This window comes from Streptomyces sp. NPDC031497 (assembly GCF_055580905.1).
Map to the genome: position 1 here is coordinate 362,122 of NZ_JBVIKO010000008.1, position 24,971 is coordinate 387,092.

12 protein-coding genes are annotated in these 24,971 nt (G+C 72.8%); 7 read left to right on the forward strand and 5 right to left on the reverse strand.

Going from position 1 to position 24,971, the window contains the following annotated elements; translation table 11 throughout:
* The first annotated feature begins 22 nt into the window (after positions 1–22).
* The 5 genes from ACZ5K7_RS19665 to ACZ5K7_RS19685 all read left to right on the forward strand — a co-directional run bounded on the left by ACZ5K7_RS19665 (position 23) and on the right by ACZ5K7_RS19685 (position 6,108).
* Positions 23–676, forward strand: coding sequence for a cyclase family protein (locus ACZ5K7_RS19665; RefSeq protein ID WP_468914863.1), 654 nt, complete (start codon positions 23–25; stop codon positions 674–676).
* Entirely contained in the window at positions 673–2,385 is a 1,713-nt protein-coding gene (locus tag ACZ5K7_RS19670) for a gamma-glutamyltransferase (protein WP_468914865.1), read from the forward strand. The genes ACZ5K7_RS19665 and ACZ5K7_RS19670 overlap by 4 nt, the downstream gene beginning before the upstream one ends.
* Entirely contained in the window at positions 2,382–4,340 is a 1,959-nt protein-coding gene (locus ACZ5K7_RS19675; protein WP_468914866.1) for a primary-amine oxidase, read from the forward strand. Before ACZ5K7_RS19670 ends, ACZ5K7_RS19675 begins: the two co-directional genes overlap by 4 nt.
* On the forward strand, positions 4,337–5,230 hold the full coding sequence (locus tag ACZ5K7_RS19680; RefSeq protein ID WP_468914868.1) for a hypothetical protein: 894 nt from the start codon (positions 4,337–4,339) through the stop codon (positions 5,228–5,230). Before ACZ5K7_RS19675 ends, ACZ5K7_RS19680 begins: the two co-directional genes overlap by 4 nt.
* A gap of 74 nt (positions 5,231–5,304) precedes the next feature.
* Complete coding sequence (locus ACZ5K7_RS19685) at positions 5,305–6,108, forward strand: N-acyl homoserine lactonase family protein (RefSeq protein WP_468914870.1); 804 nt, start codon at positions 5,305–5,307, stop codon at positions 6,106–6,108.
* A 203-nt stretch (positions 6,109–6,311) separates the two neighbouring features.
* Here ACZ5K7_RS19685 and ACZ5K7_RS19690 read toward each other — a convergent pair whose 3' ends face one another.
* The 5 genes from ACZ5K7_RS19690 to ACZ5K7_RS19710 form a co-directional block, all read right to left on the reverse strand.
* Positions 6,312–7,184 carry a TauD/TfdA dioxygenase family protein gene (locus ACZ5K7_RS19690; protein ID WP_351704317.1) on the reverse strand — a complete coding sequence of 291 codons (873 nt, stop codon included), beginning with the start codon at positions 7,182–7,184 and terminating at the stop codon, positions 6,312–6,314.
* A 71-nt stretch (positions 7,185–7,255) separates the two neighbouring features.
* Positions 7,256–16,660, reverse strand: coding sequence for an amino acid adenylation domain-containing protein (locus tag ACZ5K7_RS19695; protein ID WP_468914872.1), 9,405 nt, complete (start codon positions 16,658–16,660; stop codon positions 7,256–7,258).
* A complete protein-coding gene (locus tag ACZ5K7_RS19700) occupies positions 16,657–20,652 on the reverse strand; it encodes a non-ribosomal peptide synthetase (RefSeq protein ID WP_468914874.1) in 3,996 nt (1,331 codons plus the stop codon). Before ACZ5K7_RS19700 ends, ACZ5K7_RS19695 begins: the two co-directional genes overlap by 4 nt.
* Positions 20,653–21,234: 582 nt before the next feature.
* On the reverse strand, positions 21,235–21,597 hold the full coding sequence (locus ACZ5K7_RS19705; protein ID WP_351704327.1) for a signal peptidase I: 363 nt from the start codon (positions 21,595–21,597) through the stop codon (positions 21,235–21,237).
* Positions 21,598–21,739: 142 nt separating this feature from the next.
* Positions 21,740–22,945 (reverse strand): glycosyltransferase, encoded by a 1,206-nt coding sequence (locus tag ACZ5K7_RS19710; protein WP_468914876.1) that lies wholly within the window; start codon positions 22,943–22,945, stop codon positions 21,740–21,742.
* Between the two features lie 504 nt (positions 22,946–23,449).
* Here ACZ5K7_RS19710 and ACZ5K7_RS19715 point away from each other — a divergent pair.
* Positions 23,450–24,034, forward strand: a complete 585-nt coding sequence (locus ACZ5K7_RS19715; protein WP_468914877.1) for a hypothetical protein — start codon at positions 23,450–23,452, stop codon at positions 24,032–24,034.
* 287 nt (positions 24,035–24,321) lie between these two features.
* The gene (locus tag ACZ5K7_RS19720; protein WP_468914879.1) at positions 24,322–24,852 is read left to right on the forward strand and encodes a hypothetical protein; all 531 of its coding nucleotides are present in this window, start codon (positions 24,322–24,324) and stop codon (positions 24,850–24,852) included.
* The last annotated feature ends 119 nt before the right edge of the window (positions 24,853–24,971 follow it).

Consider the following 24,971-nt stretch of genomic DNA (forward strand, 5'->3'; position numbering starts at 1 on the left):
CCGCATCCAATAGGAGCGTGTCATGCACCTCGATGTGACCAAGGCCATCGACGTCTCCGTGCCGATCCACCCCGGCATGCTGCACTGGGGCCGGCGACCCGAGATGGAGGTCGTCGAGTCGCGGACGGCGGGCGATCCGTCCAACGTCAGCCGCTGGCGCATCGGCGCCCACACCGGCACGCACATCGACGCCCCGGCCCACTTCATCGACGGTGGCAGGACCGTGGACCGGCTGGACCTGTCGGCCCTCAACGGAACGGCACGGGTGCTGGACCTCACCCACGTCGAGGAGCAGATCACCGCCGCCGACCTCGACGCGGCGGGGCTCGGCACCGAGGAACGGGTGCTGCTGCGCACCAGCAACTCGGCGGGGGTGCTGCGCAGTCCGTGGAAGGCCCGGCAGTGGGTCGGCCTGGCCCCGGACGGCGCCGAGCGGCTGATCGAGGCAGGGGTGCGCACGGTGGGCATCGACTACCTCAGCATCGAGGCGGTCGCCTACACCACGCACTGGGAGACGCACCAACTGCTCTGCGGTGCCGACGTGTTGATCCTGGAAGTGGTCGACCTGCTGCACGCCCCCGCCGGGGTCTACGACATGCTGTCGCTGCCCCTGCCTCTCCAGGGCGCCGAGGCGGCCCCCTCCCGCACCCTGCTGCTGCCCCGGGACGCCACGTGAGCGGGACCGGCGAGCTGGCCCTGGCCGCCCCGCACCCGGCGGCGCTCACCGCGGCCCGGCGGGCGGCCGAGCGCGGCGGCAACGCCGTGGACACGGCCTTGGCCGCCGCGGCCGCGCTGACCGTCGTCTACCCGCACCAGTGCTCCCTCGGCGGCGATCTGATCGCCCTGGTCCACGCCCCGGACGGCACCGTGCGCGCGCTGCTGTCCGTCGGGGCGGCCGCGGCGGGCACCGACGTCGAGGCGCTGCGCGCGGCGGACTCCCGGATGCCGGCCCAGGGTCCGGAGACCATCACCGTGCCGGGCGCGGTGGCGGGCTGGGCGGCGCTCGCCGAGGCGTACGGCACGCCGGGCGCGCTCGCCGCCTCGCTGCGGGACGCCGCCGCGCTCGCCCGGTCGGGGGCGACCGTCTCGGCCGGGCTGGCGCGCGCGGTACGGGACAACGAGGCGCGGATCAAAGCCGACCCGGGTCTGTCCGCACTGCTGACCGGCCCGGACGGCCGACCGGTGACGGAGGGCGACCCGCTGCCCCAGCCCCGGTTGGCGACGGTGCTCGACGAACTCGCCGACGCCCCCTGGTCGTTCTACCGGGGCGCCGTCGCCGAGGCTCTCGCCGCCGGCCTGCACGACCTCGGCAGCCCGCTGACCGCGTCCGACCTGGCGGCGCACCGGGCGGAGTTCGCGGAGCCGGTGAGCATCGCGGGGGTGGGCGTCGAGCAGGTGGGCGTCCAGCAGGTGGGCGCGGAAACGGTGAGCGCCGAGGCGGTGGGTGTCGAGCCGTTCGGCGCCGAGGCCGCGGACGTCGAGACCGCGAGCGTCGAGACCGCGAGCGTCCGATGGTGGGCCGCTCCCCCGCCCAGTCAGGGCGCCGTGCTCCCCGCTTTGCTGTCGGCGGCGGCCGGTGTCCCGGGCCGCTCCGCGGCGGAGCGCACCCGGTTGCTGGCCGGCCGCTGCCAGGACGCCTCGGCCGCCCGGGACCGGCTGCTCGGCGATCCGCGCGGGCAGCGGCTCGACCTCGACGGGCTGCTCGATCCGGCGCCGCTGGCCGGCACGCTCCCGCCCGAACCGCCGTTCCGGCCGTCCGGTGACACGGTCGCGGTGACGGCCGTGGACTCCTCCGGACTCGCGGTCTCGCTCATCCAGAGCGTCTACCAGACCTTCGGCTCCGGACTCTGCGACCCGGGCACCGGGATCGTGCTGCACAACCGGGGGTCGGCGTTCAGTCTGATCGCCGGACATCCCGGCCTGCTGCGCCCGGGCGCGCGCCCGCCGCACACGCTGTGTCCGGTGATCGGCCGCTCCCCCGCGCTGCTGCTGGCGGCCGGCTGCCAGGGCGGCCGGGCCCAGCCGCAGATCCTCGCCCAGACCCTGCCCGGGCTGGCGGATCCGGACGCCGACCCGGCGGCCGTACTGGCGGACCCGCGCTGGGTGATCGGTGCCCGGGACATCGGCTTCGAGGAACAGACCCTGCTCGCCGAGCCCGGCTCGGTTCCGGCGGCAACGCCCGCCGTGTCACGGGGACTTCCCGTGGTCACCGCGCCGGGTCCGAGCGATCTGGCAGGCCACGTCCAGGTGGCCCGGCTCACCCGTGCCGGCCGCCTGGACGCCGCCTCCGACCCCCGAGCCGACGGCGGCACGGTCCAGCCGGAGACCGACACCCCCGGCACTACCCGCAGCACCCGCAGCACCCCGGAAGGAACCCCCGCATGAGCACCCTCGCGCCCCGCCCCGCGTCCGTCGCCGCACCCCACCCGCTGGATCCCCTGACCGCGGCCGAACTGTCCGTCGCCGTCAAGGTGTTGAAGGACGACCCACGGGTCACCGAGGACGCCCGGTTCTGGGGCGTGGCCCTGGACGAGCACCACGCGCGCACCGCCCGGCCCGGCGACGCCCGGCGGGCCCGCGCGGTGGTCATCTGTCCCGCGGCGCACGTCGGCTACGAAGTCGACCTGGAACTCGGCGAGAAGCCGCGGTCCATGGCCTGGCGCGAGCTGGACGTGCGCAGCCCCGGCTGTTCGTCGGAGGAGGCCCGGCAGGCAGCCGCCGCGTGCCGGGCGGATGCGCGGTTCCGGGAGGCGCTCGCCCTGCGCGGCATCCACGACGTGTCGCTGGTGATGGTCGACCCGGAGTCGATCGGCGGCTTCGAGCCGCCCGAGTACCCGGGCCGCAGACTGACGTGGGGCAGTGTGTGGCACCGCGAGTCGGAGGACGACAACGGCTATGCGCGGCCCGTGCAGGGCGTGGTGCCGATCATCGACATGGAGTCGATGGAGGTGCTGTACATCGAGGACCACGGGGTGGTGCCGCTGTCGGAGGAGTCCGGGGTGTTCGCCGCCGGGACCGTGCCCGAGCGGGCTGGTCTGAAGGCGCTGGAGGTGGTCCAGCCGGAGGGGCCGAGCTTCACCGTGGCCGGGCAGCGGGTGGACTGGCAGGGCTGGTCGGTGCGGGTCGGCTTCAGCCACCGCGAGGGCCTGGTGCTGCACGATCTGAGCTTCGACGCGGGCGGCAGGGGGCCGCGCCAGGTGATCCGCCGGGCCTCGGTCAACGAGATGTACGTGCCGTACTTCGACACCGCCTCCACCCAGTACCGCAAGAACTTCTTCGACTGGGGCGAGTACGGCGCCGGCCCGCTCACCAACTCCCTGGCCCTGGGCTGCGACTGCCTCGGCGTCATCCACTACTTCGACGCGGCGGTCCTCGGCGGCGACGGCGTGCCCCGGGTCATCCCCAACGCGGTGTGCATGCACGAGGAGGACGACGGGATCCTCTGGAAGCACCACGACGGACGCACCGGCCGCACGGAGGTGCGCCGCTCCCGCCGGCTGATCATCTCGGCGTTCGCCACGGTCGCCAACTACGACTACGGCTTCTACTGGTCCCTGTACCAGGACGGCTCGGTCATGCTGGAGATCAAGATGACCGGCATCCTGTCGGCGACCGGTGTCACCGAGGACGAGGAGACGCCGTACGCCCGGCGGGTCGCCCCGAACGTGGCGGTCACCAACCACCAGCACTTCTTCGCCGTACGACTGGACATGGCGGTGGACGGCACGGCCAACCGGCTGGTCGAGGTGACCGCCGAGCACGAGAGCGACCCGGCGCTCGACCCGTACGGGAACGCGGCACGGACGGTCCTGCGCCCTGTCCTCAGCGAAGCCGAGGGCGGGCGGTCCACGGACGCCTCCCGGGCCCTGCACTGGCGGGTGGAGAGCACCGAGGCGCGCAACCGGATGGGTGAGCCGACCGCGTACCGGGTGCACGTGGAGAACACGGCGGTGCTGCCGGTGCGTCCGGACAGCGTGTGCGCGCGGCGGGCGCCGTTCGTGGCAAAGCAGCTGTGGGCGACGGAGTACGACCCGGCGCGGCGGTTCGTGGCCGGCGAGTACCCCAACCAGGCCGAGCCCGGCGCGGACGGGGTGCACCGCTGGCAGGAGGAGGACCGCTCGCTGGACGGCACGGAGCTGGTGCTGTGGGCGACGGTCGGCTCGCACCACTTCCCGCGTCCCGAGGAGTGGCCGGTGATGCCGGTCGCCCGGGCGAGGCTGCGCCTGGAACCGGACGGCTTCTTCGACCGCAACCCCGCGCTGGACGTCCCGGCGCCGGTCTCCTGCCACCCGCCGGCCACCACGGCGGCCGCGGACGGCGGACACTGCTGCTCCGGATGACCACCACCGACGGGCCGTCCGCAGCACACCGCCGACCCCCCGTGTCCCCGGCCACGGCCCCGGTGCACCAGTCGCTCGCCGCGCTCGCGGTCCTCGTCGTGACGGCCGCCGCCCGGCTCACCGCCCGTGCCCCCTCGGGAGACGACGGGCACGCGGGGCACCCGACGGTGGTGGGCACCGGGTACGGCTCGGTTGACCCGACGGTCGCCGTCGGCCTCGTTTGTGCGGTGCTCGCGGTCACGCTGGCCATGTCGTGGCCCGCGCTCCGGGCCGTCCTGGTGCCGGGAGCACGGCGGCTGACCGGCCGGTGTGTCCTCACCGCCGCGGCGGCCGCGGCCGTGCTCGCCCTCCCGCTGTTGCTGGTGCGGGCACCGGGCGGGGTGGACGCGCACGTGTGGGCGATGGTCCGCTTCGAGTCGGTGGCGGTGCTGGGGCCGGCGCTGCTGGCGCACGCCGTCGGCGCGACCGGGCCGGCCCCCTCACGGGAGCGCGGCGGGGCCTGGCCGGGGGCGGCGGTCTGGGCGGTGTCGGCGTACGCCTGGCATCTGCCGCCCCTGCACGGGCTCGACGGGCCGGGGATCGAGCTCGCCCGCTCGTTCTCCTGGGTGACGGCGGGTGTGCTGCTCTGCCGTCACCCGGTGGTGCCGCGCGGCCCGTTCCTCGCCGCGCACTTGGCCGTGCTGCCGCTGGCCGCGGTGATGGCGGCCACCGGACGAGGCGCGGCGGGCCTGGTGATGGCGGCAGCCGACGCGGCCATGGCGGTGTGCCTACTGGACGTGCGCCGCCGGAAGGGCTGTTACACCAGCCGCGAGACGCCCGTCCTGGCCGGCACCCCGGACCACCGTGGCTCGGTGATCGTCCCGAGGAGCGGGCGGCCGCCACGCCGATGATGATCTGTGTCAGCCACGCCGCCTCGACGGTCCTCGAACTGGACCTCTGAACACCCGACAACGGACGGAGCACCATGACCCGACACGGCGTACGGCGCGTCCTGCCCCTCGTCCTCGGCTGGGAGGACCTGCCCCGATCCGTGTCGGTGCACGGCGCGCCGTACGGGGAACGGGTCCGGGAGCCTGTGCCGGGGGTGCTGCTGGAGACCGACGAGGGGTGGCTGCTGCTGGACACCGGCTTCAACACGGCCCTGCTGCGCGACCCCGCGCTGCGCCGACGGTACTACCCCTCCCCTTCCTACCAGCCTGAACTCCCCGGCCCCGGCGAGCCCTTGGCGGAGGCACTGGCCGCCGTCGGCGTGGCGCTGGAGGAGATCACGGCCGTCGCCGTCAGTCATCTGCACGCCGACCACGCCGGCGGGCTGAAACACTTCGCCGGCCGGGTGCCCGTGCACGTCCAGCGCGCCGAGCTGGAGTACGGGCTGTCGGGACGGCCCGAGGTGGAGCGCGAGACGATCTTCCGGGTGGACTTCGACGACCCTCGCATCGACTGGCGGCTCACCGAGGGCGACCGGGAGATCGCGCCGGGCGTCACGGCCGTCCTGACCGCCGGGCACACCCCGGGCCACCAGAGCTTCGTGGTCGACCTCGCCGAGGGCGGCGGCTATGTGTTCACCTGCGACGCGGCCGACCTGACCGAGAACCTCGACGAGGAGCGCCCCGCCGGGACGTCGATCGGCGTGCCCCCGGAGGCGACCCTGGAGCCGATCCGGCACCTCAAACGACTGGCGGCGGACAGGGGCTACGACCTGGTCCCGGGCCACGATCCGGTCGTCTGGCCCGAGTTGGTCCGGCGGCTGACGGGCGGCCAGGTCTGACCGGCGGAGGCTCCGGGGCGATATCCACACCTCCCGTACGGTCACTCGCCGGGGAGGAAGTACGCGAGGTCACTCGACTCCAGACCGCGCGGGACCGCTGCCGGGGACGGCGTGGCCGTCGCCGCCAGGGATGCGGAGGACCAGGCGCGGCTGGTCCTCCGCCGTGGTGCGGGCCTGGTACGGCGCCGCCTCCGATCGCGCCGTCAGCCCTTGACGGGGCCGCCGTTGATGGCGACGCGCTGGCCGTAGCGGGCGTAGGGGTAGTAGTCGTACGTCGCGTGGTGCTGAACGCACCGGTTGTCCCAGAAGACCAGGGTGCCCGGGGTCCAGCGGACGCGGCAGTGCAGGACCGGCCTGGAGGCGATCATGTCGAAGAGCATGTCGAGCAGGGCCCGGCTCTCCTGGGCGGAGAGCTGCGGGACGCGGCTGGTGTAGGCCCTGTTGACGTAGAGCAGCTTGCGGTCGGTCTCGGGGTGCCGGGCGACGAGCGGGTGCTCGCTCTTGGGGATGACGTAGTCCGCGGGCGGGGTGTAACCCGCCAGGGCTTGGGCGCCGTCGTGTATGGCGGTGAGCGGCTCCAGCAGGGAGCGCATGGCCGGCGAGAGCATGGCGTAGGCGAGGTGCATGTTGGCGAAGAGGGTGTCGCCGCCGCAGCCCGGCTCGGGGATCTCGGTGATGTAGAGCATCGACCCCAGCGAGGGTTCGGCGTCGGCGGTGCCGTCGGCGTGCCAGCCGTTGCCCGCCACGTCCGCCGCGGCCGACGTCGTGCGGATCTCCAGGACGCAGGGGTCGCCCTCGGGTGGCGGCGGGTTGACGGGACGCAGCTCACCGAAGGCGGCGGCGAACCGCTTGTGGTCCTCGGCGGTGATCGTCTGATCGCGGAAGACGAGGACGTGGTGATCGCGGAACGCCGCGCGTATCTCGTCCAGTTGCTCCGCCGGGAGCTCCTTCGACAGGTCGACGCCCGAGACCTCCGCGCCCAGGACGGGGGTGATGCGTTCGACCGTGAGCGTGCGGTGGGCGCGCACGGGACGCGTGGTCACCGCTTCCAGTGCTTCACGTTCGTATGACTCCATGACGTCCTCCAGAGGGGGGTGGGGTTACAGGCCTCGGTCGAGGAGTTCGGCGAGGAGGGTGGGACAGGGGTTCACCGGACGCGCCCCGATTCCTGCTCGCGGCGGGTCGGGGAACCGGCCGCCGGGTCCGCCAGTGTTGCCCTGATGGTCTCGGCCACCCGGTGCACATGAGGTGCCGCGACGATGCCGTAGTGGTCGGTGGGCAGGGACCGCCGTACCGCGGAGGGGGGCAGACAGGCACTCCACTGCCGGTCCGTCTCCCGCGGGTCGCCGGGTGCGGGCAGACCCGCCGTGGGCTGTCCGGCCAGCCACAGGAACGTGGGGACGGAGGCGAGCGGCCGTACCCGGTGCTCGCCCAGGCTGCGCAGGTTCGCCCGGCAGCAGCGGGCCAGCCGCTCCGCGTACGCCTGCGCGTGTTCCGTCGGCATCGATGAGACACCGGTGCCGAGTTCGGCGGCGAACACCTTTTCGAGGTGGGTCTCGTCGTAGGCGGCGACCAGCGCGTCCGCCCGCGGCGGCGGCGGGTCCAGCAGGTGGAGCGCCTCCAACGGCCGGCCGGCCGACTCCGCCAGGCCGGCCATCTCCATGGCCACCCGGGCGCCGTAGGACCATCCGGCCAGGTGGAGCCGGTGGTCGGGGCCGCCGAAGCGGTCGCGAAGTTGTGTGTCGTAGTGACGGGCGCGGTCGGCCAGTGACCACGCGGGCATCGCGGCGTCGCGCAGGGCCGGATCGGCGATGAGACAGACGGTCGGGGCCGGTCCCAGCGCCGCCACCAGGGACCGGTAGGCCTGGATGTCTCCGCCCACGGGGTGCACCAGGCACAGGACGGCCGGGCCGGTTCCCTCCTGCCAGACGTCGAGGACGACCCGGGAGGCCGTGTTCCCGGCCGCACTGGCGGTGGTCCCGGCGGAGGTGAGGGCCGCCTCGATGTGTTTGAGGATCTCGGTGAGGCTGACCCGGTGGCTGAAGGAGGCCAGGTCGAACTCGACTCCGTACTCCTCCTCGATCGTGGCGATCACGCTGATCAGGGTCAGCGAGTCGGCGCCGAGGTCGTACAGGGAGTCGTCCGGGTCCAGTTCGTCCACGCCCAGCAGGTCCTGGATCACGCGGGCCATGGCGTCCGCCCGTTCCCCGGCTCTCTCCGGTTCCGGGGCACCCGCCTCGACGTCCGTGCGGTGGGCCGGGCCGGACCGCGGGGTGAGCGGTTCCGCCGGGTCGACGGCGGAGGGGGCGTAGAACGCGCGGGAGACATCGATGTCGGTGGTGGAGACGAGGAGCTGCGGCAGTTGCAGGGCCAGGGCGTGGGCGAAGACCGCCTTGCCCTCCTCGACGGTCAGACCGACCGTCAGGTGGGCCCGATGACGGCTGTCCGTGTCCAGGACCCGGGTCGCCATTCCGGTCTCGCTCCAGATGTCCCAGTCGATGCCGATCCGGACGGTCGTCTCCGCCTCGTGGGCGCGGTGGTGGGCGAAGCCGTCGAGGAGGCTCGCGCCGGCCGCGTAGTCGCTCTGGCCGACGCCGCCGAGCAGGGCGGACATCGAGGAGCAGTAGACCGCGGTCTCCGGACGGAAGGTCTCGATCAGGTGCTCCATGACGAGTGCGCCCCGCTCCCGGGCCGCGGCGGCGTCGCGCATCGCGGTGGCGTCGCGTCGCACGAGCAGCCCCCCGAATCCGAGGCCGGCCGCGTGGATCACGCCGTCCAGTCGCGGTGTGTGTTCGGCGACGGCCGCCGCCACTTCGTCGGCGGGCAGTGCCGCCAGATCCGCGGGGACGAGGCCGACGCGGTCGGCCCAGCGGGTCAGCTCCGCGGGCAGGCGCGGATTCCTCGACAGCAGCAGGACCCGGCCGCCGGTGTGCTCCAGCAGCCAGGCGGCGATGGCGCGGCCTATGCCGCCCGTGCCGCCCAGAACCAGGTGGACCGTGTCCGCGCCGGACGGTACGAGGGGCTCGGTGCCGGACGGCGCCGATACGGGCGTGGTGCCCGGTCGCCACCAGTAGCCCTGCCGCAACGCGAGTTGCCGGGGCAGAGCCGGGACGCCGGGACGCCCGGCCGGGCGTGCTCCGGCGACGACCGAGGCCACGTGTCCGGCCCAGCGGGTGAGGTCGCCGTCGGGGAGGTCCAGCCAGTGGCCGTCCAGGGCGGCCTCCTGGGGAGCGACCTCGACCGGCCCGGCGAGGAGCGCCAGTTCGGGCCTGTCCACCGACCCGGCCACGGGCCGGGCGCCGTACGACAGCCACCACACGCGCGGGGAGCCGGTCCGCCCGGACAGTGCCCGGGCCAGGGCCGCGGTGGTGTCCAGGCAGGCGTGGCGGCCGTGTTCCAGCGTTTCGGGACCGACCGGCCCCGTCACCTCCAACGGCAGCGCGTGCACCCACTCCGCGTCGGTCAGGGCGTCGTCGGGGCCGGCCCCGGACAGCGCGTCGAACAGCAGGCGCAGGGACGCCGGGTCGGCCGGGTCGGCGTCGAAGACGTCGGGCCCCCTGCGGGCGAAGGCGCCGGCCGGGTGCACCCGTACCACGCGTGACGCCACGGCCTCGAACGGCGCGAACGCTGCCTGCGGCGTGCTCTCGGCGGCCACGACGACCACGAGGGACGCGCGGCCGGCCGGTGCGGTGATGCTCGCGGCGGCGCGGCGCAGCCGGACCCAGTGGGGCTGGTGCAGCCAGTCGGCCTGGGGCAGCCGCCGGGGTTGCTCGGCCGGAGCCTTGGGCGTGCGGTCGAAGTCGTACTCCGCGAGCGCGAAGGACGGGGGCGGGAAGTCCCAGGGCGCCGGGGCGGGGCCCTGCCGCCAGTCGACGGGTCTTCCGGCGGTCCAGTCCTCGGCGAGGTCGTGGGCCGTGCGGCCGACCGCGGAAACCGGCGCGGCGTCCGGGTCCGCGGTACCGTGCGGGACCTCTCCCGCGGCCACCGCACGCAGCCAGTGCTCGGCGGCGGCGGCGTCCGCGGCGGGTGCCGCGGTCCGCAGGCGCCGGGCCGCACGTCCGCTCTGCAGATGGCGCAGCACGGAGTCGTAGAGCTCGGGCCGCAGTCGGAGGTAGTCGGCGATCCGGGCGGCGTCGGCGGCGAGCGCGTCCGTGCTGGAGGCGGACAGCACCAGGCACTTCGGTACCGCGCCGGTCACGGCGGTGCCGGTGTCGGCCCTGGCGGTCCCGGTCCCGGTGTCCTGCTCCACGATGACGTGGGCGTTGGTGCCGCCGATCCCGAAGCTGCTGACCGCCGCCACCCGTTCGCGTCCCCCGGGCCAGGGCGTGGCCCGGGACGGGACGTGGAAGGGGGTGGGGTCGGGGCCGATCTCCGGGTTGAAGGCGCGGAAGTTGATGTGGGGCGGGACGCTCCCGTGGTGCACGGCGAGGACGGCGCGTACGAGGCCCACCACACCGGCGGCAGCGCCCATGTGGCCGAGCTGGCTCTTGACGGAGCCGAGCGCGCACCGGCCGGACTCGCTCACGTCGAACGCCTGGCGGAGCGCGGCCACTTCGATCGGGTCGCCCAGCCGGGTACCGGTTCCGTGCGCCTCCACGTAACCGAGGTCGGCACCCGTGCGTCCGGCGCGGGCCAGGGCGGTCCGGATCACCTCGCGCTGCCCGGCCAGGGACGGCGCGGTGTAACTCATCTTCGCCGCACCGTCGTTGTTGATCGCGGAGCCGGTGAGGAGTGCGTAGACGGTGTCGCCGTCGCGCCGTGCCTGCCGCAGCGGTTTGAGGACCACGACGCCCACGCCGCTCGCGCCGACCGTCCCGGTCGCGTCGTCGCTGAAGGGGCGGCAGTCGCCGTCCGCGGAGAAGATGTGCTGCGGGCGGTAGCGGTAGCCGCCGGTCAGTCCAGGGTCGACGAGCACTCCCCCGGCGAGCATCACCTCCGCCTCGCCCTGCCGGAGCAGGCCGACCGCGAGGTGTACGGCGACCAGGGAACTGGAGCACGCCGTCTGGGCGCTGAAGGCGGGACCGGTCAGCCCGAGGTGGTAGGCCACCTTGGTGGCCAGGAAGTCCTTCTCGTGGTGCAGGGCCAGCTCGAAGCCGTCGGGCAGCCGGCCGGGGTCCGCCTCGCGCAGCAGGGACTGGAAGTAGGTGTTCTCCCCGGCACCGGCCACCAGGCCCACGCGCGCGGCCGACGTGTCAGCGACCCCGGCGTGTGCCAGTGCCTGTACACAGGCCATCAGCAGGTGGCGCTGCTGGGGGTCCATCAGGCGCGCTTCCTGGGGGCTGATGCCGAAGTGGCCCGGGTCGAAGTCGAACATCCCGTCGAGCGTGCTGTGCGCGCCGATGACGCCCTCCGGGGCGTCGATACGGCGGATACCGGTGCCGCCGGAGACCACCAGGTCCCAGAAGGCCGCCAGGTCCGGGGCGCCGGGCACCCGCACCGCCATGCCGACGACCGCGATCGGTTCGCCGGGCTCCGGGGTACCCCCGGCTTTCCCGGCCGGCGCGGCGGGTGTCCGGGGGCCGGGGAGGTGGTCGGCGGCGAGGTGGCGGGCCAGGGAGCGGACCGTGACGTGCTCGAACAGGTCCGCGACACCGAAGCGTAAACCGAGTTGAGTGGTGCAGCGCAGATGGAAGCGCATGAGGGCGAGGCTGGAGGCGCCCGCCTCGAAGAAGGTCTGGTCCGGTTCGATCGTCGCCCCGGTGACCTCCTCGAAGGCGGCGGTGAGCCGCTCCTCCTCGGCCGACAGCCCGGTGCGGGCGCGGACCGAACGGCGTATCTCCTCGCCCGGTGCCCGGAGCGCCGCCTGCCGGTCCAGTTTGCCGCTGGGGGTGCGCGGCAGCGTCCGCAGTCTCCGGAACCGGTCCACACGGACGTAGGAGGGCAGTGATGCGGACAGCTGCGCGCTCAGGTCGTCGGCGGACGGGGACTCGCCGCGGACCTCCAGACAGGCTGTCAGCCGGTCGCCGTCCCGCGCGACGACGGCGTTGACCACCGCCGGATGGCGCAGCAGGGCCGCCTCGACGGAGCCGAGTTCCAGCCGGTGCCCGCTCACCTTGATCTGCTGGTCGTCGCGGCCCGCGTAGTGCAGCAGGCCCTCGCTGTCGAACCACGCCCGGTCGCCGCTGCGGTAGAACAGGCCCGCACCGGGGACCTCGACGAACCGGGCGTCGTCGAGAGCGGGTTCGTCGAGGTAGCAGCGGGTGGTCATGGTGCCGCCGATCAGCAGCTCGCCGGTGCACCGGGCCGGAACCGGGTCGCCCTGGGCGTCCACCACGCGCAGGTCGGCGCCGGCGACCGGGCGTCCGATGGCGGGCCGCTCGGGCCACTGATCCGGGTCGCCCTCCAGGCACAGGGCACTGACCACGTGCGTCTCGGTCGGCCCGTAGTGGTTGAACAGGCGGGCGCCGGGCAGTCCGGCGAACCAGCGGCGGATGGTGTCGGTGCACACCAGCTGCTCGCCCGCGGTGACCACCTCGCGCAGCCGGGAGGGGAACCTGCCCAGACGAACCCCGTACTCGGCGAGCAGTTGCAGGGCCACGTAGGGCATGAAGATCCGCTCGGTGCCCGCGGACTCCAGGCGCTCCAGAAGCGCGGGGACGTCCTGGCGCCACTCGGGGCGTACGAGCTGGAGGCTGCCGCCGGTGCACAGCGTCCCGAAGATCTCCTGGAAGGAGACGTCGAACGCCAGCATCGAGAACTGCTGAGTGGCCGCGGGGGCGGTCAGGCCACCGGGGCCGGACTGCCACCGGATCAGGTCGCACAGCGTGCGGTCGGAGATCTGGACGCCCTTGGGGACGCCGGTGGAGCCGGAGGTGAACAGGGTGTACAGCGGTCGGGTGCCGTCGTGCGTGCTCCCGTCGTACGACGCGCCCGCGCCGTCACCTTCCCCCGGCGCCGGGTCCGCCAGGGCGACGAGGTGGGACACCACGCCGTCCGGGAGCAGCGTCTCCAGCGCCGCCGTGCCCTCGGACGTGACCAGGACGCACAGCGGGTCGACCCGCTCCAGGACGCGGCGCAGCACTTCGACCGGGTACGAGGGGTCGAGGGGGACGGCGGTGACGTTCAGCCGCGCCAGTGCCAGCAGGGCCACCACGTGCTCGGCGGACGGGTTCAGGTACACGGCCGCCCGGCAGGGGCCGCCGTCGGCCGGGATCGGGTAGCGGTCGGCGAGTTCCGCGGCGAGGCGCGCGGCGCGGGCGTCGAGCGCCGCGTAGCTCAGGGTGTTCCCGTCGGCCGTGATCACGGCGGGGGCGTCCGGGGTGCGGGCGACCTGCCGGGCGAAGCCCTCGGCGATCGTGGTGAAGCCCGGTTCCGGGGCGGGCCCGCGCCCGTGTTCCGGCAGGGACCGCCGGTACGGGGCGACCAGTTCCCGCGCGGTGGAGCGGCCACCGGACGCGAGCCCGTCCACGCCCCGCCGGAACAGTTCGGCCATCGCCTCGACGGCCTCGCTCGTGAACCGGTCCTCGGCATACTCCCACAGCAGGTCGAGTCCGTCAGGATGCTCGACCACGGAGACCGTCATCGGGCACTTGGCCTCCGGCGCGGCCCACCACAGGGGGCGCTGGACGCAGCCGGGCAGCCGCAGCGCCCCGAAGTCGGTGTTCTCCAGGACGAACAGGAGATCGAACGGGGTGTCGTCGCCGACGGCGTCCCAGCCGGTCAGGACGTCCGCGAGCGCCACGTCCTGGCGTCGCAGCACCGGCCCCGTGCCGGCCCCTGTGCGGGCGAGGTGCGAGCGCAGGTCCTCACCGGGCACGACGGCCACGGGCAGCAGCACGGTGTTCGCCATCATGCCCACGCTGTCCGCGAACTCGCGTACCGGGCGGTTGGCGACCGGGGCGGCGATACGGGGGCGGACCAGGCCGGTCACGCCGTACAGGCTCCAGGAGAACACGCACAACAGCACCTGGAAGCGGGTCAGCCCGAACTCGGCGCAGAGCCGGTCCACCTGGGCCCGGCGCACCACGTCGAGCGACGTGCGCAGCAGCCGCGCCCGCGGTGCCGGATCCGCGTCGTGGGCGGGCAGCGGTTCCTGGGGCTCCTCCAAGGCCTGGTAGTGGGCCAGGAGTTCGTCGCGCTGTGCCTGGTAGGCCGCACTCGCGAACCAGTCGCTCTGCCAGGCGGCGAAGTCCAGTGGAGTGGGAGCCGGAGCCGTGTTCCGGCTGGTTTCGCCGCCGCCGTCGGCTCCGGCTACGGCTCCGGCTACGGCTCCGGCTTCGGCTTCGGCTTCGACGGTCTCGGCGTAGTCGGCGGACAGGTCCCGCAGCAGGATGCTCAGCGACCAGCCGTCGACGGCGATGTGGTGCAGGTGCAGCAGAAGCGTGCCGCCGCCGGCACGGGGCAGCCAGCAGGCCCGGAGCATGCGGGGGACGGCGAGGTCGAAGGGCTCGGCGAAGAAGGCGTCGGCGAAGCGTTGCGCTTCTTCCTCGCCCCATGTCTGCCGTGTGCCCGGCTCGTACCAGGGGTCGTACGGTTCACCGGCTGTCTGCCAGAGTCCCTGCGGCCCGAGGGCGAAGCCGGTCCGCAGTGCCGCGTGGCGTGCCACCAGGGTCCGCAGTGCCCGCCGGAGGGCAGCGGTGTCGACGGGTCCGTCGACGCGGAAGGCCTGGTTGACGGAGTACGCCCGGGAGCCGGGTGCCCGGCGCTGCAGGAGCCACAGCCGCTGCTGCTCGCTCGTGGCGGGCGCCGAGCGGGCACCGGCGACCACCGGTGCCGGACAGGCGCTTTCCCCGCCGGAGCCGCCCGTGGTGACGGCCTGGGCGATCGCGGTCAGGTCGCCGTGGAGAACGGCCGCCTGTGCCAGGTCTCGGCCCCACCGCTGCCGGACGGCGAAGCAGAACCGCAGCGCCTTCAACGAGTCGCCGCCGGCGGCGATCCACCGGTCACCGAGCCCGAGGCCTGTGGTGCCCAGGATCTCCTCGGCCAGCTCGATGACCTCGCGCTCCGTCTCCGTCGGGGCCGGTCCGTCGGGGGCGGCCGGCCGCCAGGGCCGGTCGGCCTGCCGCAGCAGCGCGGCCTGGTCGACCTTGCCGTTGGCGTTGAGCGGCAGTTCCGCGACGAGATGGATCTGGTGCGGGCGCATGTAGGCGGGCAGGCGGCCCGCGAGGTGGCTGTCGAACTCCCCGTAGGACAGCTCCTGTCGCAGGACGACGAACGCCAGCAGTTCGTTCGGGCCCTCCTGGCCCGCGCGGCGTGTGCACACGTGGGCCCGCCGGACCGCCGGGTGGGCGAGAACGTGCCGTTCCACCTCGCCGGGCTCGATCCGGAAGCCACGGACCTTGACCTGGCGGTCGGTTCGACCGACGTACTCCACCCGGTCCTCGTCGTCGGCCCGTACGAGGTCACCGGTGCGGTAGTACCGCTCCTTGCCGCCGTCGAGCCAGGCGAGCCGCACGAAGCGCCGCTCGGTCTCCTCGGGGAGGTTGCGGTACCCGGCCGCGAGTCCGGCGCCGCTCAGCAGGAGTTCGGCGACCTCACCGGGCGCGGCGACCCTCTCCTGGCCCGGCACCACCAGAACGGCACCGGTCCCCGGCAGGGGCCGGCCGATCGGTACCACGTCACCGTCGAAGTCCCGCGGGATCGGATGGCACAGGGCGAAGGTGGTGGACTCCGTCGGCCCGTAGATGTTGAACAGACGGGTGCCGCTGTCGGCGTTGTCCCGGTACCAGCGGCGCATCACCCGGGGGTTGAGCTGCTCACCGCCCACCAGAACCTCGCCGGCCGCGGCGAAGCAGTCCGGTACGGCCGTGACCGTCGCGTTGAACAGCGCGGTGGTGATGAAGATGGTGTCCACGCGCTCGCGCCGCAGTGCCGCGGCGAGCCGCTCGGGGCTCTGCACGTCCCCGTCGCGCAGGACCACGCAGCAGCCACCGGTCAGCAGGGGTGCCCAGACCTCGAAGCTCAGCGCGTCGAACGCCGGATTCGCCATACACGCATAGCGCAGGCCGGGCTCGGCACGGATGTAGCCGGGCCGTGCCAGCCGGATGACTCCGGCGTCGCGGACCTCGACGCCCTTGGGCCGTCCGGTCGTTCCGGAGGTGTAGAACAGGAAGGACACCTCGCCGGCGGCGGCCGGCGCCCGCACGGCGGCCGCCGCGTACGGAAGTTCGGGCAGCAGCGTGTCCACGGCCAGCGCCTTGATGCCGTGCGGAAGCCCGGTGGCGCTCTCGGGGGCGGCGGCGTGCACCAGGGCGGCCGCTGCGGAATCCCGGAGGATGAAGAGGCGGCGTTCGTCGGGGCTCTGGGTGTCCAGCAGCACCACCTGGGCGCCCAGTCGCAGAATGCCCAGCATCACGCAGACCAGCCGCCACGAGCGCGGCAGCGCCACCGCCACGGCCTGCCCGGGAACCACGCCCTGGCGGCCCAGTTCCTGGGCCACGGCGGCGGCCGCCGCGTTCAGCGTCGCGTAGTCGAGCCGTACGTCGCCGTCGGCGACCGCCTCCGCCTGTGGGGAGCGCAGGGCCTGGCGGTGTATCGCGAGGGCGAGCCCGACCGGCGCGCTCGGGTCCTCGGTCACGTCGGCGGGGGACGTTTCGACGCGCGGTTTCATCATGCCTCCGACGTGCCGGGGAGTGTCGTGCGCTCCGTCCCGGTGCCACCCGGGGCGGTTGCCGGCCGGTCCAGTTCGGCGGCGAGGACGGCGGCGACGCGTGGCAGTTCGTCGCTCTCCAACATGTCCCAGTGACCGCAGGCCACCGGCTCGACCACGAAGTGGCCGCTGATGCGGCGCCGCCAGAACGCGCGCAGGCGGGCGGCCGCACCCTCGCCGTCCCCGCCGTCCCCTCCGACCTCGTCCCCCACGGCCGTCGCCTGCATCAGCACGACGCGGGCCGGCGATTCGGGTACGGCGTAGTCGCGCGCCGTCTCGCGGTGGTGGTTGTAGACGGTCAGGTACCGGGCCACCTGGTCGTCGTCGATGCCCGGGTACATGCCGTTGAAGCGCACCAGCTTCTCCCGGAACTCCGCCATGCCGACCGGCGCGATCGCGGCGCGCTGCTCCGCGTCCTCCGCGCCATGGGTGTCGAGCAGGACGACGCTCACCCGCTCGTGTCCTGCCGTCACCAGGAGGCGGCCCATCTCGTACGCGATCAGGCCGCCGTAGGAGAGCCCGCACAGCACCAGAGCCTCGTCCGGGTGGGGAGCGACGAGCCGCAGGTACTCCTGGGCCATCGCCTCGACCCCGGGCAGGATCGCCTCGCCGGGGTTGATGCCGGGCGCCTGAAGTCCCACCACGCCGACGTCTTCGGGGAGTGCCGTGGACAGCGGCAGGTAGCAGAACGCGGTGCCTCCGGCGGGATGCACGCACACCACGCGCTGTCCCCCGCTGCCGGCGCGGAACTCCACCAGGCTGCTGGGCTCGGCGGACGGCGAGGCCTCGGCGCCGTTGCCGCGCACCCGCTCGGCGAGCGCCTCGATGGTGGGGTGCAGCATGACGTCCCGGACCGGCAGCGGGACGCCGAGTTGCTCCTGAACGGCGGACGCCATCTTGATCGCCGAGATCGACGTGCCGCCGAGCTCGAAGAAGTTGTCACCGATTCCGATGTCCGGGTGCAGCAGCACCCGCCGCCAGATCCGGTACAGCGCCATCTCGACGTGGTCGCGGGGCGCGGCCGTGTTGACCCGCTCCGAGCGGGCTCCTGCCGCGGCGCGCAGCACTGCCGCCCGGTCCACCTTGCCGCTGCGGGTCAACGGCAGCCGCGGGAACTCGGCCACCACGACCGGGATCATGTAGTCCGGCAGGCGGTCGCCGAGAGCCGCGCGCCACTCGTACGCCGTCCGCGTGGCCTCGGCGTCACATCCCACGCCGGCGACCAGGTGGGGGCCGCCCGGTGTGTCGCGGTCGGCCACCGCCACGGCCTCCCGCACCCCGGGCACCGCCAGCAGGGCTGCCTCGACCTCGCCGGGTTCGATGCGGAAGCCGCGCAGCTTGAGCTGGTCGTCCCGGCGGCCGACGTACTCGGCGTTGCCGTCCGGCAGCCAGCGCGCCAGGTCGCCGGTGCGGTAGACGCGTTCGCCGGGCACGAACGGGTCGGGCAGGAAAAGCTCGTCGGTCAGGTCGGGCCGGTTCAGATATCCGCGGGCCAGGCTCGCTCCGCCGAGGTAGACCTCACCGGGAACCCCCACCGGTACCGGACGCATGCGGTCGTCGAGCAGGTACAGGCGTGTGCCGCGCAGCGGCCGCCCGATGGGGCACGACCGCTCGTGGGGCTGCGGGTCGGTGTAGGCGGTGGCGTAGAGCGTCGCCTCGGTCGGCCCGTAGCCGAAGCAGATACGCAGGCCGGGCAGCAGTTCGCGCATGCGGTGCAGGGCGCTCTCGGGCAGGGGCTCCACTCCGGTGAGGAGCTGACGCAGGCTCAGTCCGGCCAGGCGCGTGGCCGGGTCCTCGTCGATCCACAGGACGTAGGAGGGAGGCAGGAACGCCTGGGTGACCCTGCGTTCGCGCAGCCAGCCCATCAGCGCTCCCGGGTCGCCGCGGAGCTCGTCGGGAACCAGGTGGAGCACCGCGCCGGTGGTCAACGGCAGGAGGAGCTCGTGGACCGACGCGTCGAAGCCGATGCTCGACCAGGCCGACGACGCCTCACCGGGGGCGTCTCCCATGAGTTCGCGCCAGTGCTCGAAGAGATTGACCACGCTGCCGTGCGTCACCGCCACGCCCTTGGGGCGGCCGGTCGATCCCGAGGTGTAGATGACGTAGGCGAGCCGGGTGGGGTCCGCGTCGATGCCCGGCGCCTCGTCGTGCGTTCCCTCGGCCTCCACCTTCGCCAGGTTCTCCCACCCCTGCCGATCGTCGCCCTGGTCGGTCAGCACGAGTACCGGTTGGGCGTCGCTCACCATGGCGGTGAGCCGTTCCGGGGGCTGTCCGGGGTCGAGGGGCAGGTAGGCGGCCCCGGCCTTGAGGATGCCGAGCACACCGACGACGAGTTCGGCCGTGCGTCCGGCGTGCAGGCCCACCACGCGGTCGGGCCCGGCACCGCGGGCGATCAGCGCGCCGGCGAGCCGGTTGGCCCGGCGGTCCAGCGTCGCGTAGTCCAGTTCCGTGTCATCGGCCACCACGGCGGGCTGCCGCGGCCGTTCGCGCACGTGCGCCGCGAACCGCTCCAGCAGGCCCGCCGGTGCCGCGCCGGTCACGGCGGGCCCGGTGCTGAAGGTGGTGAGGAGTTCGCGCTGTTCGTCCTCGTCCAGCAACGTCAGGTCGGCGATCTCGGCCTGGGGCCGTTCGGTCATGAGGCGCAGCACGCGGAGGAACTGGCGTATGTACCGTTCGACGGTCGCCCGGTCGAAGAGCGCGACCGCGTAGTCGATCTCCCCGGTGAGGTACCGGCCCTCGTCGGCCAGGGCCAGGACCAGGTCGAACTTCGCGGGGACGTGGGCGGCGTCCTCGCGTAACTCGACCTTCAGGTGCGGGAGTTCGAGCTCCCTACGCATGGAGGGGACCCAGGCGAACATGGTCTGGAACAGTGCCGTGCAGGCAGGGCTCCGCGGCGGGTTGACCAGTTCCACGACCCGCTCGAAGGGCAGGTCCACGTGGGTGAGGGCGTCGCGGATCCGCTGGTTCACGCGCTTCAGGGCGTCGCTGACGCTGGGCGAGCCCGACAGGTCCGCGCGCAGGGCGAGGGTGTTGACGAAGAAGCCGATCAGGCCCTCGACGTCCCCACGACGGCGGTTCGACGTAGGGGCGCCGACCACGATGTCGTCCTGCCCGGAGAGCAGGGACAACAGCACCGACCAGCCGGTCAGAACGGTCGCGTACAGGGAGACATCGTTGTCTGCGGCGAGGTCGCGCAGGGCCTGCGTCAGGTCCTCGTCCACGGTCACGGGCAGCCGGTCTCCGCGGAAGACCTGCTCGGGCGGGCGAGGCCGGTCGGAGGGCAGGGAGAGCACGGCCGGGGCGTCGGCCAACGCGGCGGTCCAGTAGTCGGCGTGCGCGGCGGGCTCCTCCCCCGACATCCAGTCCCACTGCCAGCGGGTGTAATCGCTGTACTGCCACGTCAGTTCCGGCAGCGACGCGTCCCGCCCCTGCTGGAGCGCCGTGTACACCAGGCCCAGCTCGCGCAGCAGCAGGGAGCGGGACCAGCCGTCGAAGACGATGTGATGAGCGGTCAGAAGCAGTGCGTGGTGGTCGGGTTCGAGCGCCACCAGGCAGCCGCGCACCATGGGCTCCTCGCCCAGGCGGAACGGGGCGCCTTCCACCTCCTGCCGGATCCGCGCGAACCGCTCGGCCGCGCCAGGCAGTCCCGTCAGGTCCTCGAAGGTCACCGGAAAGCCGGCCTCCGGGGGATCGACGACCTGGAGCGCGGACCCGCCGGAGGGCACCAGCCGGGTGCGCAGGGCCTCGTGCCGGGCCGCGAGCAGGTGCAGCGCCCGGATGAGCAGGTCCCGGTCCAGCGGCCCCCGGACGTCGAAGGGCATCGGCTCGTTGTAGGCGGCGCTGGCGTCTCCGTCCATGCGCGCCATGACCCACAGGCGCTCCTGCGCCAGCGACAGGGGCGCGAAAGCTGTTCCTTTGTCCGAGTGATGGGTGACTGTGATTCGTGGGGAAGACACGGATTACCCTTCACGAGATGGAGAACGCGGCGGAAATCGGATCCCGCGTTCCCGAAGGATCAATGGTTCACACACATCGTGCGCGGGTATGCCCGGCATGGTCATTTTCGAGCGGTTGGGCCCGACGTCTGGAATGTGCGCTTCGCGGGCAATACGCACAGTAGAAGCCTTCGAGGGGCCGATCGACGAACAGCGCGGCAGGCCAGGCCGGTTCTCGGACCGATATCCTCACGGATTCAGCGGCGCTTCGCGCGAGCTTCTGAGTATCGCCTTTCCTTTGCCAGAACTCCATGAAATTGCGTCAGATGCATACGGAGGAATGGGTGAGGAAGTATCCGTTTTTTCCGGCCACCCCGGCGGTGGCTCATTTCCGCCGATATTAAATGGATACCGATTGGGTGGTCAACAGTGACCCGCGCCACAAAGTCCCGCCCGAAAACAGCCGGCCACAAGACGCTATTGACGGGAAATTTGGGTATCCTCAGTGCCCGATCAGGCGTCGGCCCACGATTTCGCAAACGTTTGTGCGGGAGTGCGGCTTTTCGCTGTCTGATCTGACGCACATGAGGCCCTGCAAGCCTCCTACGGTGCGGCGTATCCGGGCACGGAAGGCCAGCGCAGGGTCAGCACCACGGAGTCGTCCTCGGCGGCCCACGAGTGATCCACTCCCTGGCCCCAGACGACGTAGTCGCCTTGTTCTTCCAGCAGCACGCTGCGACCGGGGAAGTCCATACGGAAGCGGCCTGTGATGAGAACCAGGAGAGCTGTCCGTACCTCGCCCTTCACCCACTGAACTCGCTGTTCACCACGTGGGTGGACACCCCATTTGACCTCAACGGCGTGGCTGTGGCGAGGATCGCCGTGCTCCTTGAAGTGCCCGAGCAGCCATCCCCGGTCCACCGTCGCGTCCTTGCCCGCGTTGCCTACGTACACGCCGTCTTCCATGCGCCCGAACGCTAGCAGCCGCCCACTGCGTCCACGCGGCGCGATCAGCACCTCTGAACAGGCCGATGTTCAGCACCTGGTGAAGCCCCGGCCGGATTCTCCTCGCCCCGACCGAGGCTTCCTCCCGCCGGGCCGGCCTCCCCTACCGGAGCGCTTCGGCCAGCAGGCTCGCGGCCACCTCCGCTCCGTCGGTACGGACCCGGCCTCCCAGCGCCTTTGCCCGGGCCCGGGTCTCGGGTGACAGGGCCGTCTTGAACGCGACGCCCAGGGAGTCGAGGGTCGGAGGCGGACCATCGAGTGCCGCACCGATGTCCAGGTCCGCCACCCGGCCGGCCCAGTACGGGTTGTCCGACAGCTGGAGAGGTATCACCACTTGGGGTGCGCCCGCCCGGGCGGCTGTCAGCGTCGTTCCCGCGCCACCGTGGTGCACCACTGCGGCCACCCTGCCGAACAGGCGTTGATGGTTGGCCTCGCCGACGGCGAAGCAGTCGTCCCGCTCGTCGGCCAGCTCCAGGTCCGCCCAGCCGCGGGACACGAGCACGCGGTACCCCTGTGCGCGGATCGCCTCGACGGCCATGCGGCCGATGTCCGGCGCCGGGCGCATGCTGCCGAAGCCCACGTAGACCGGCGGCGCGCCCGCGTCGAGGAACGTCACCAGGTCGGCCGGGAGCGGGCGTTCGTCCGCCAGGGTCCATGCACCTGTCTGTACGACGTCGAGGCCCGGAGTCTCCCGCCACGGCCCCAGGACCGGGTCCGCCGCCAGCCACGGCCGGTCGGTGAGGACGTGGTCGCGGACGTTGTCCACCGGGGGCAGACCGATCGCCGCCCGGTGGCCGTTGAGCGCCTCGCCGAACTGCGCGTTCACCTGATCGGCGTCCAGCGCCCACAGGGTCCGGTTGTCGTTCGCCTCCGGCTTCGGCCAGCCCGGCCGTGGGGGTGGCGCATGGTACGGCGACGGCAGGTGGACCGCGGCATAGCTCGCGTACACGTAGCGGACGCCCGCGGCCTCGGCCACAGACCGTGCGGCGACCTGCGCCAGGCCGGCCGCCACCAGCGCGTCACATCCGTCGACCGCCGCGGGGAACACGTCGAACTGTGCCTCGACCATCTCCGTCCGGTACCGGGACAGGTCCGCCGCCGACGGCACAGTCGCCCCGCGCATCAACTCCCGCACCGGCGGCCCCACCGGCACCAGTTGCACCCCGATACCCGCGAGCCGCTCGGCGAACTCCTCGTCCGGCGGGGCGCACATCCGCACCCCCACACCGAGCGCCCGTAACCGCGTCGCGAGTGCCACCAGCGGTTCGACATCGCCACGCGTCCCGTATGTGGACAACAGCACCCGCATTCCGCATCCTCCTTCGTCGTGCCTTCCTTGCGTGCAGCCCGTTTCCACCGAGGCTTCGAGCGCTGCCCGTTGACGCGACGCGCCGGTCGGCACGGTGTGCGGCAGCAGTGTAGGTCGCGTGGCGCTGAACACGGCGGCAGCTCAACTCGACCATTCCGACACGGACTTGTGTCTCCGGGGGCAGCGGAGGGCGTCCGCCGGGCCACATCGCGAACGGTCTGGCCGGCCAACGCCGCGTTTCTCTCGTAGGGGCTGTCCTCAGTGACTACGGTGAGCGCCGGAGCGCCTTGGGGGCAGACGGTGCAGCGTCGGTTCGCCGGGGGTTGCCCGTGCCCGGAGAGGTGCGCAAGGTCCCGCTCGTCAACACCACCGGAGAGCTACTCGATGCACAGTTCGTCCGCGCCCGTCCCTGATGTTTCGGTCATCCTGCCCTGTGCTGGATTCGGAACACGTTTCGGGTCGCCCTACCCGAAGGAGCTGCACTGTCTGGCTCCTGGGGTCACCGTGCTGGACCGCAGTCTGGAATCCGTTGTCGAGCTGGCCAAAAGCGGACTCAAGGTGCGTCTGGTCGTCGTGTTCGGGACGCACAAGATGGACACGGTGAGTCATCTCGCGCGCTATGCCGAGACCTTCCAGATGGTCTTCGTCTTCCAGGACGAGTCGTTCGGAGCAGGTCTCGACGGAGCGATCCGGTCTGCCCTGCCGATGACGCACGGGCCGGTGGCCCTCGTCCTTCCTGACATCGTTGTTACGGGCTCGGACACGGCCGGCAAGCTCCTCGCCGCGTTGCGGCACATAGAGGTGACGGGTTGGAGCGTGGTGGCGACCGAAGAGCGGGATCCCGACATGCTGCAGCAGATGGGCGCGCTGGAGGTGGCCGAGGCGGGCGGCGTCCTGATCGTGGGGGCGGCTGCCGACAAGCCGACGGATCCTTCGGGCTTCAACGCGTTCTGGGGCATGGTGGCCGTCAGCGAGGGCGAGGCGCACCGGCTGCCCGACGTCGTGGCGAAGGGGACGGCCAGCCCTCTGACCGGTGCGGTCGCCCTCATGGTGGACGGAATCGTCAACTACAACACCCCCTCGGGCTGACTCCTTGTCCGGGGCGATGGACGACTGCGCCTTCCGCCGGGTCAGTGCCCGCGCCCTCGAAGGGGGCATTTGAGGGGACCGAATCCGTCCGATCGCGGCAGCGCAGCAGGAAAGCTGTGACCACACCGCGCTCTACAGCACGGCGGAAAAGCCCCCTTCCCACCTGCTCACCCCGCGCCCATCGCACATCCGTCGCACGTATTTTCCTGCCCGTGGGCGGGATCTAAGCTGTGGCCTCCGGACATCCGGGACAGGGGTCCACGCGTGCGTCGGGCAGGGGGCAGATCATGCGGTCGACCACAACACGGCCGGTGTTCCGGCGCTTCGTCGGTGCCGTCGCGCTCGGCGTGACCTTGGCCGCGACCTCGGGATGCACGGTTCCCGTCGATGCCGTCGCCGGCATCTCCGTGACCGGCGACGGCCATCTGCTCGGCGTCATGATGGTCTGCGGACATCAGATCGACGGCGCGACCCTCTACGTGGACAGCGCCGACGTCGACAAGACGGTGACGGTCGGTTCATGGACCGCCGACCGGCCCCTCACATCCGGCCTCGCCACCTGGCCCCTCGATTCACCTGCTGTCGGCTGGACCGCAACCAGGTCCCCGGCTCCGCTCACCGCCAGGACCACCTACGCGCTCTACGGCTGGACCAAGGACAACTCGTGGTCATCGAGCAGCGTCTCCTTCACCTTGGCCGACCGGGACCGGCTCCTCCCGGGACAGGTCCGCTACGACAGCGTCTCGGACAACGGCGACGAATCCGCGATCACCCTCTCCATGGCGGAGTTCAAAGCCCGGGCCTGCCAGAACACGTGATGCCACGGCGCCCAGGCCAGGACGGGGCGCTCCCTGGCGACCGCGAGCGCGGTCAGCGGTTCCGCCCTGACGACGTGGTGCTGGACGCCCTGCTGCCCGACCTCGACGGCCCGGCACGT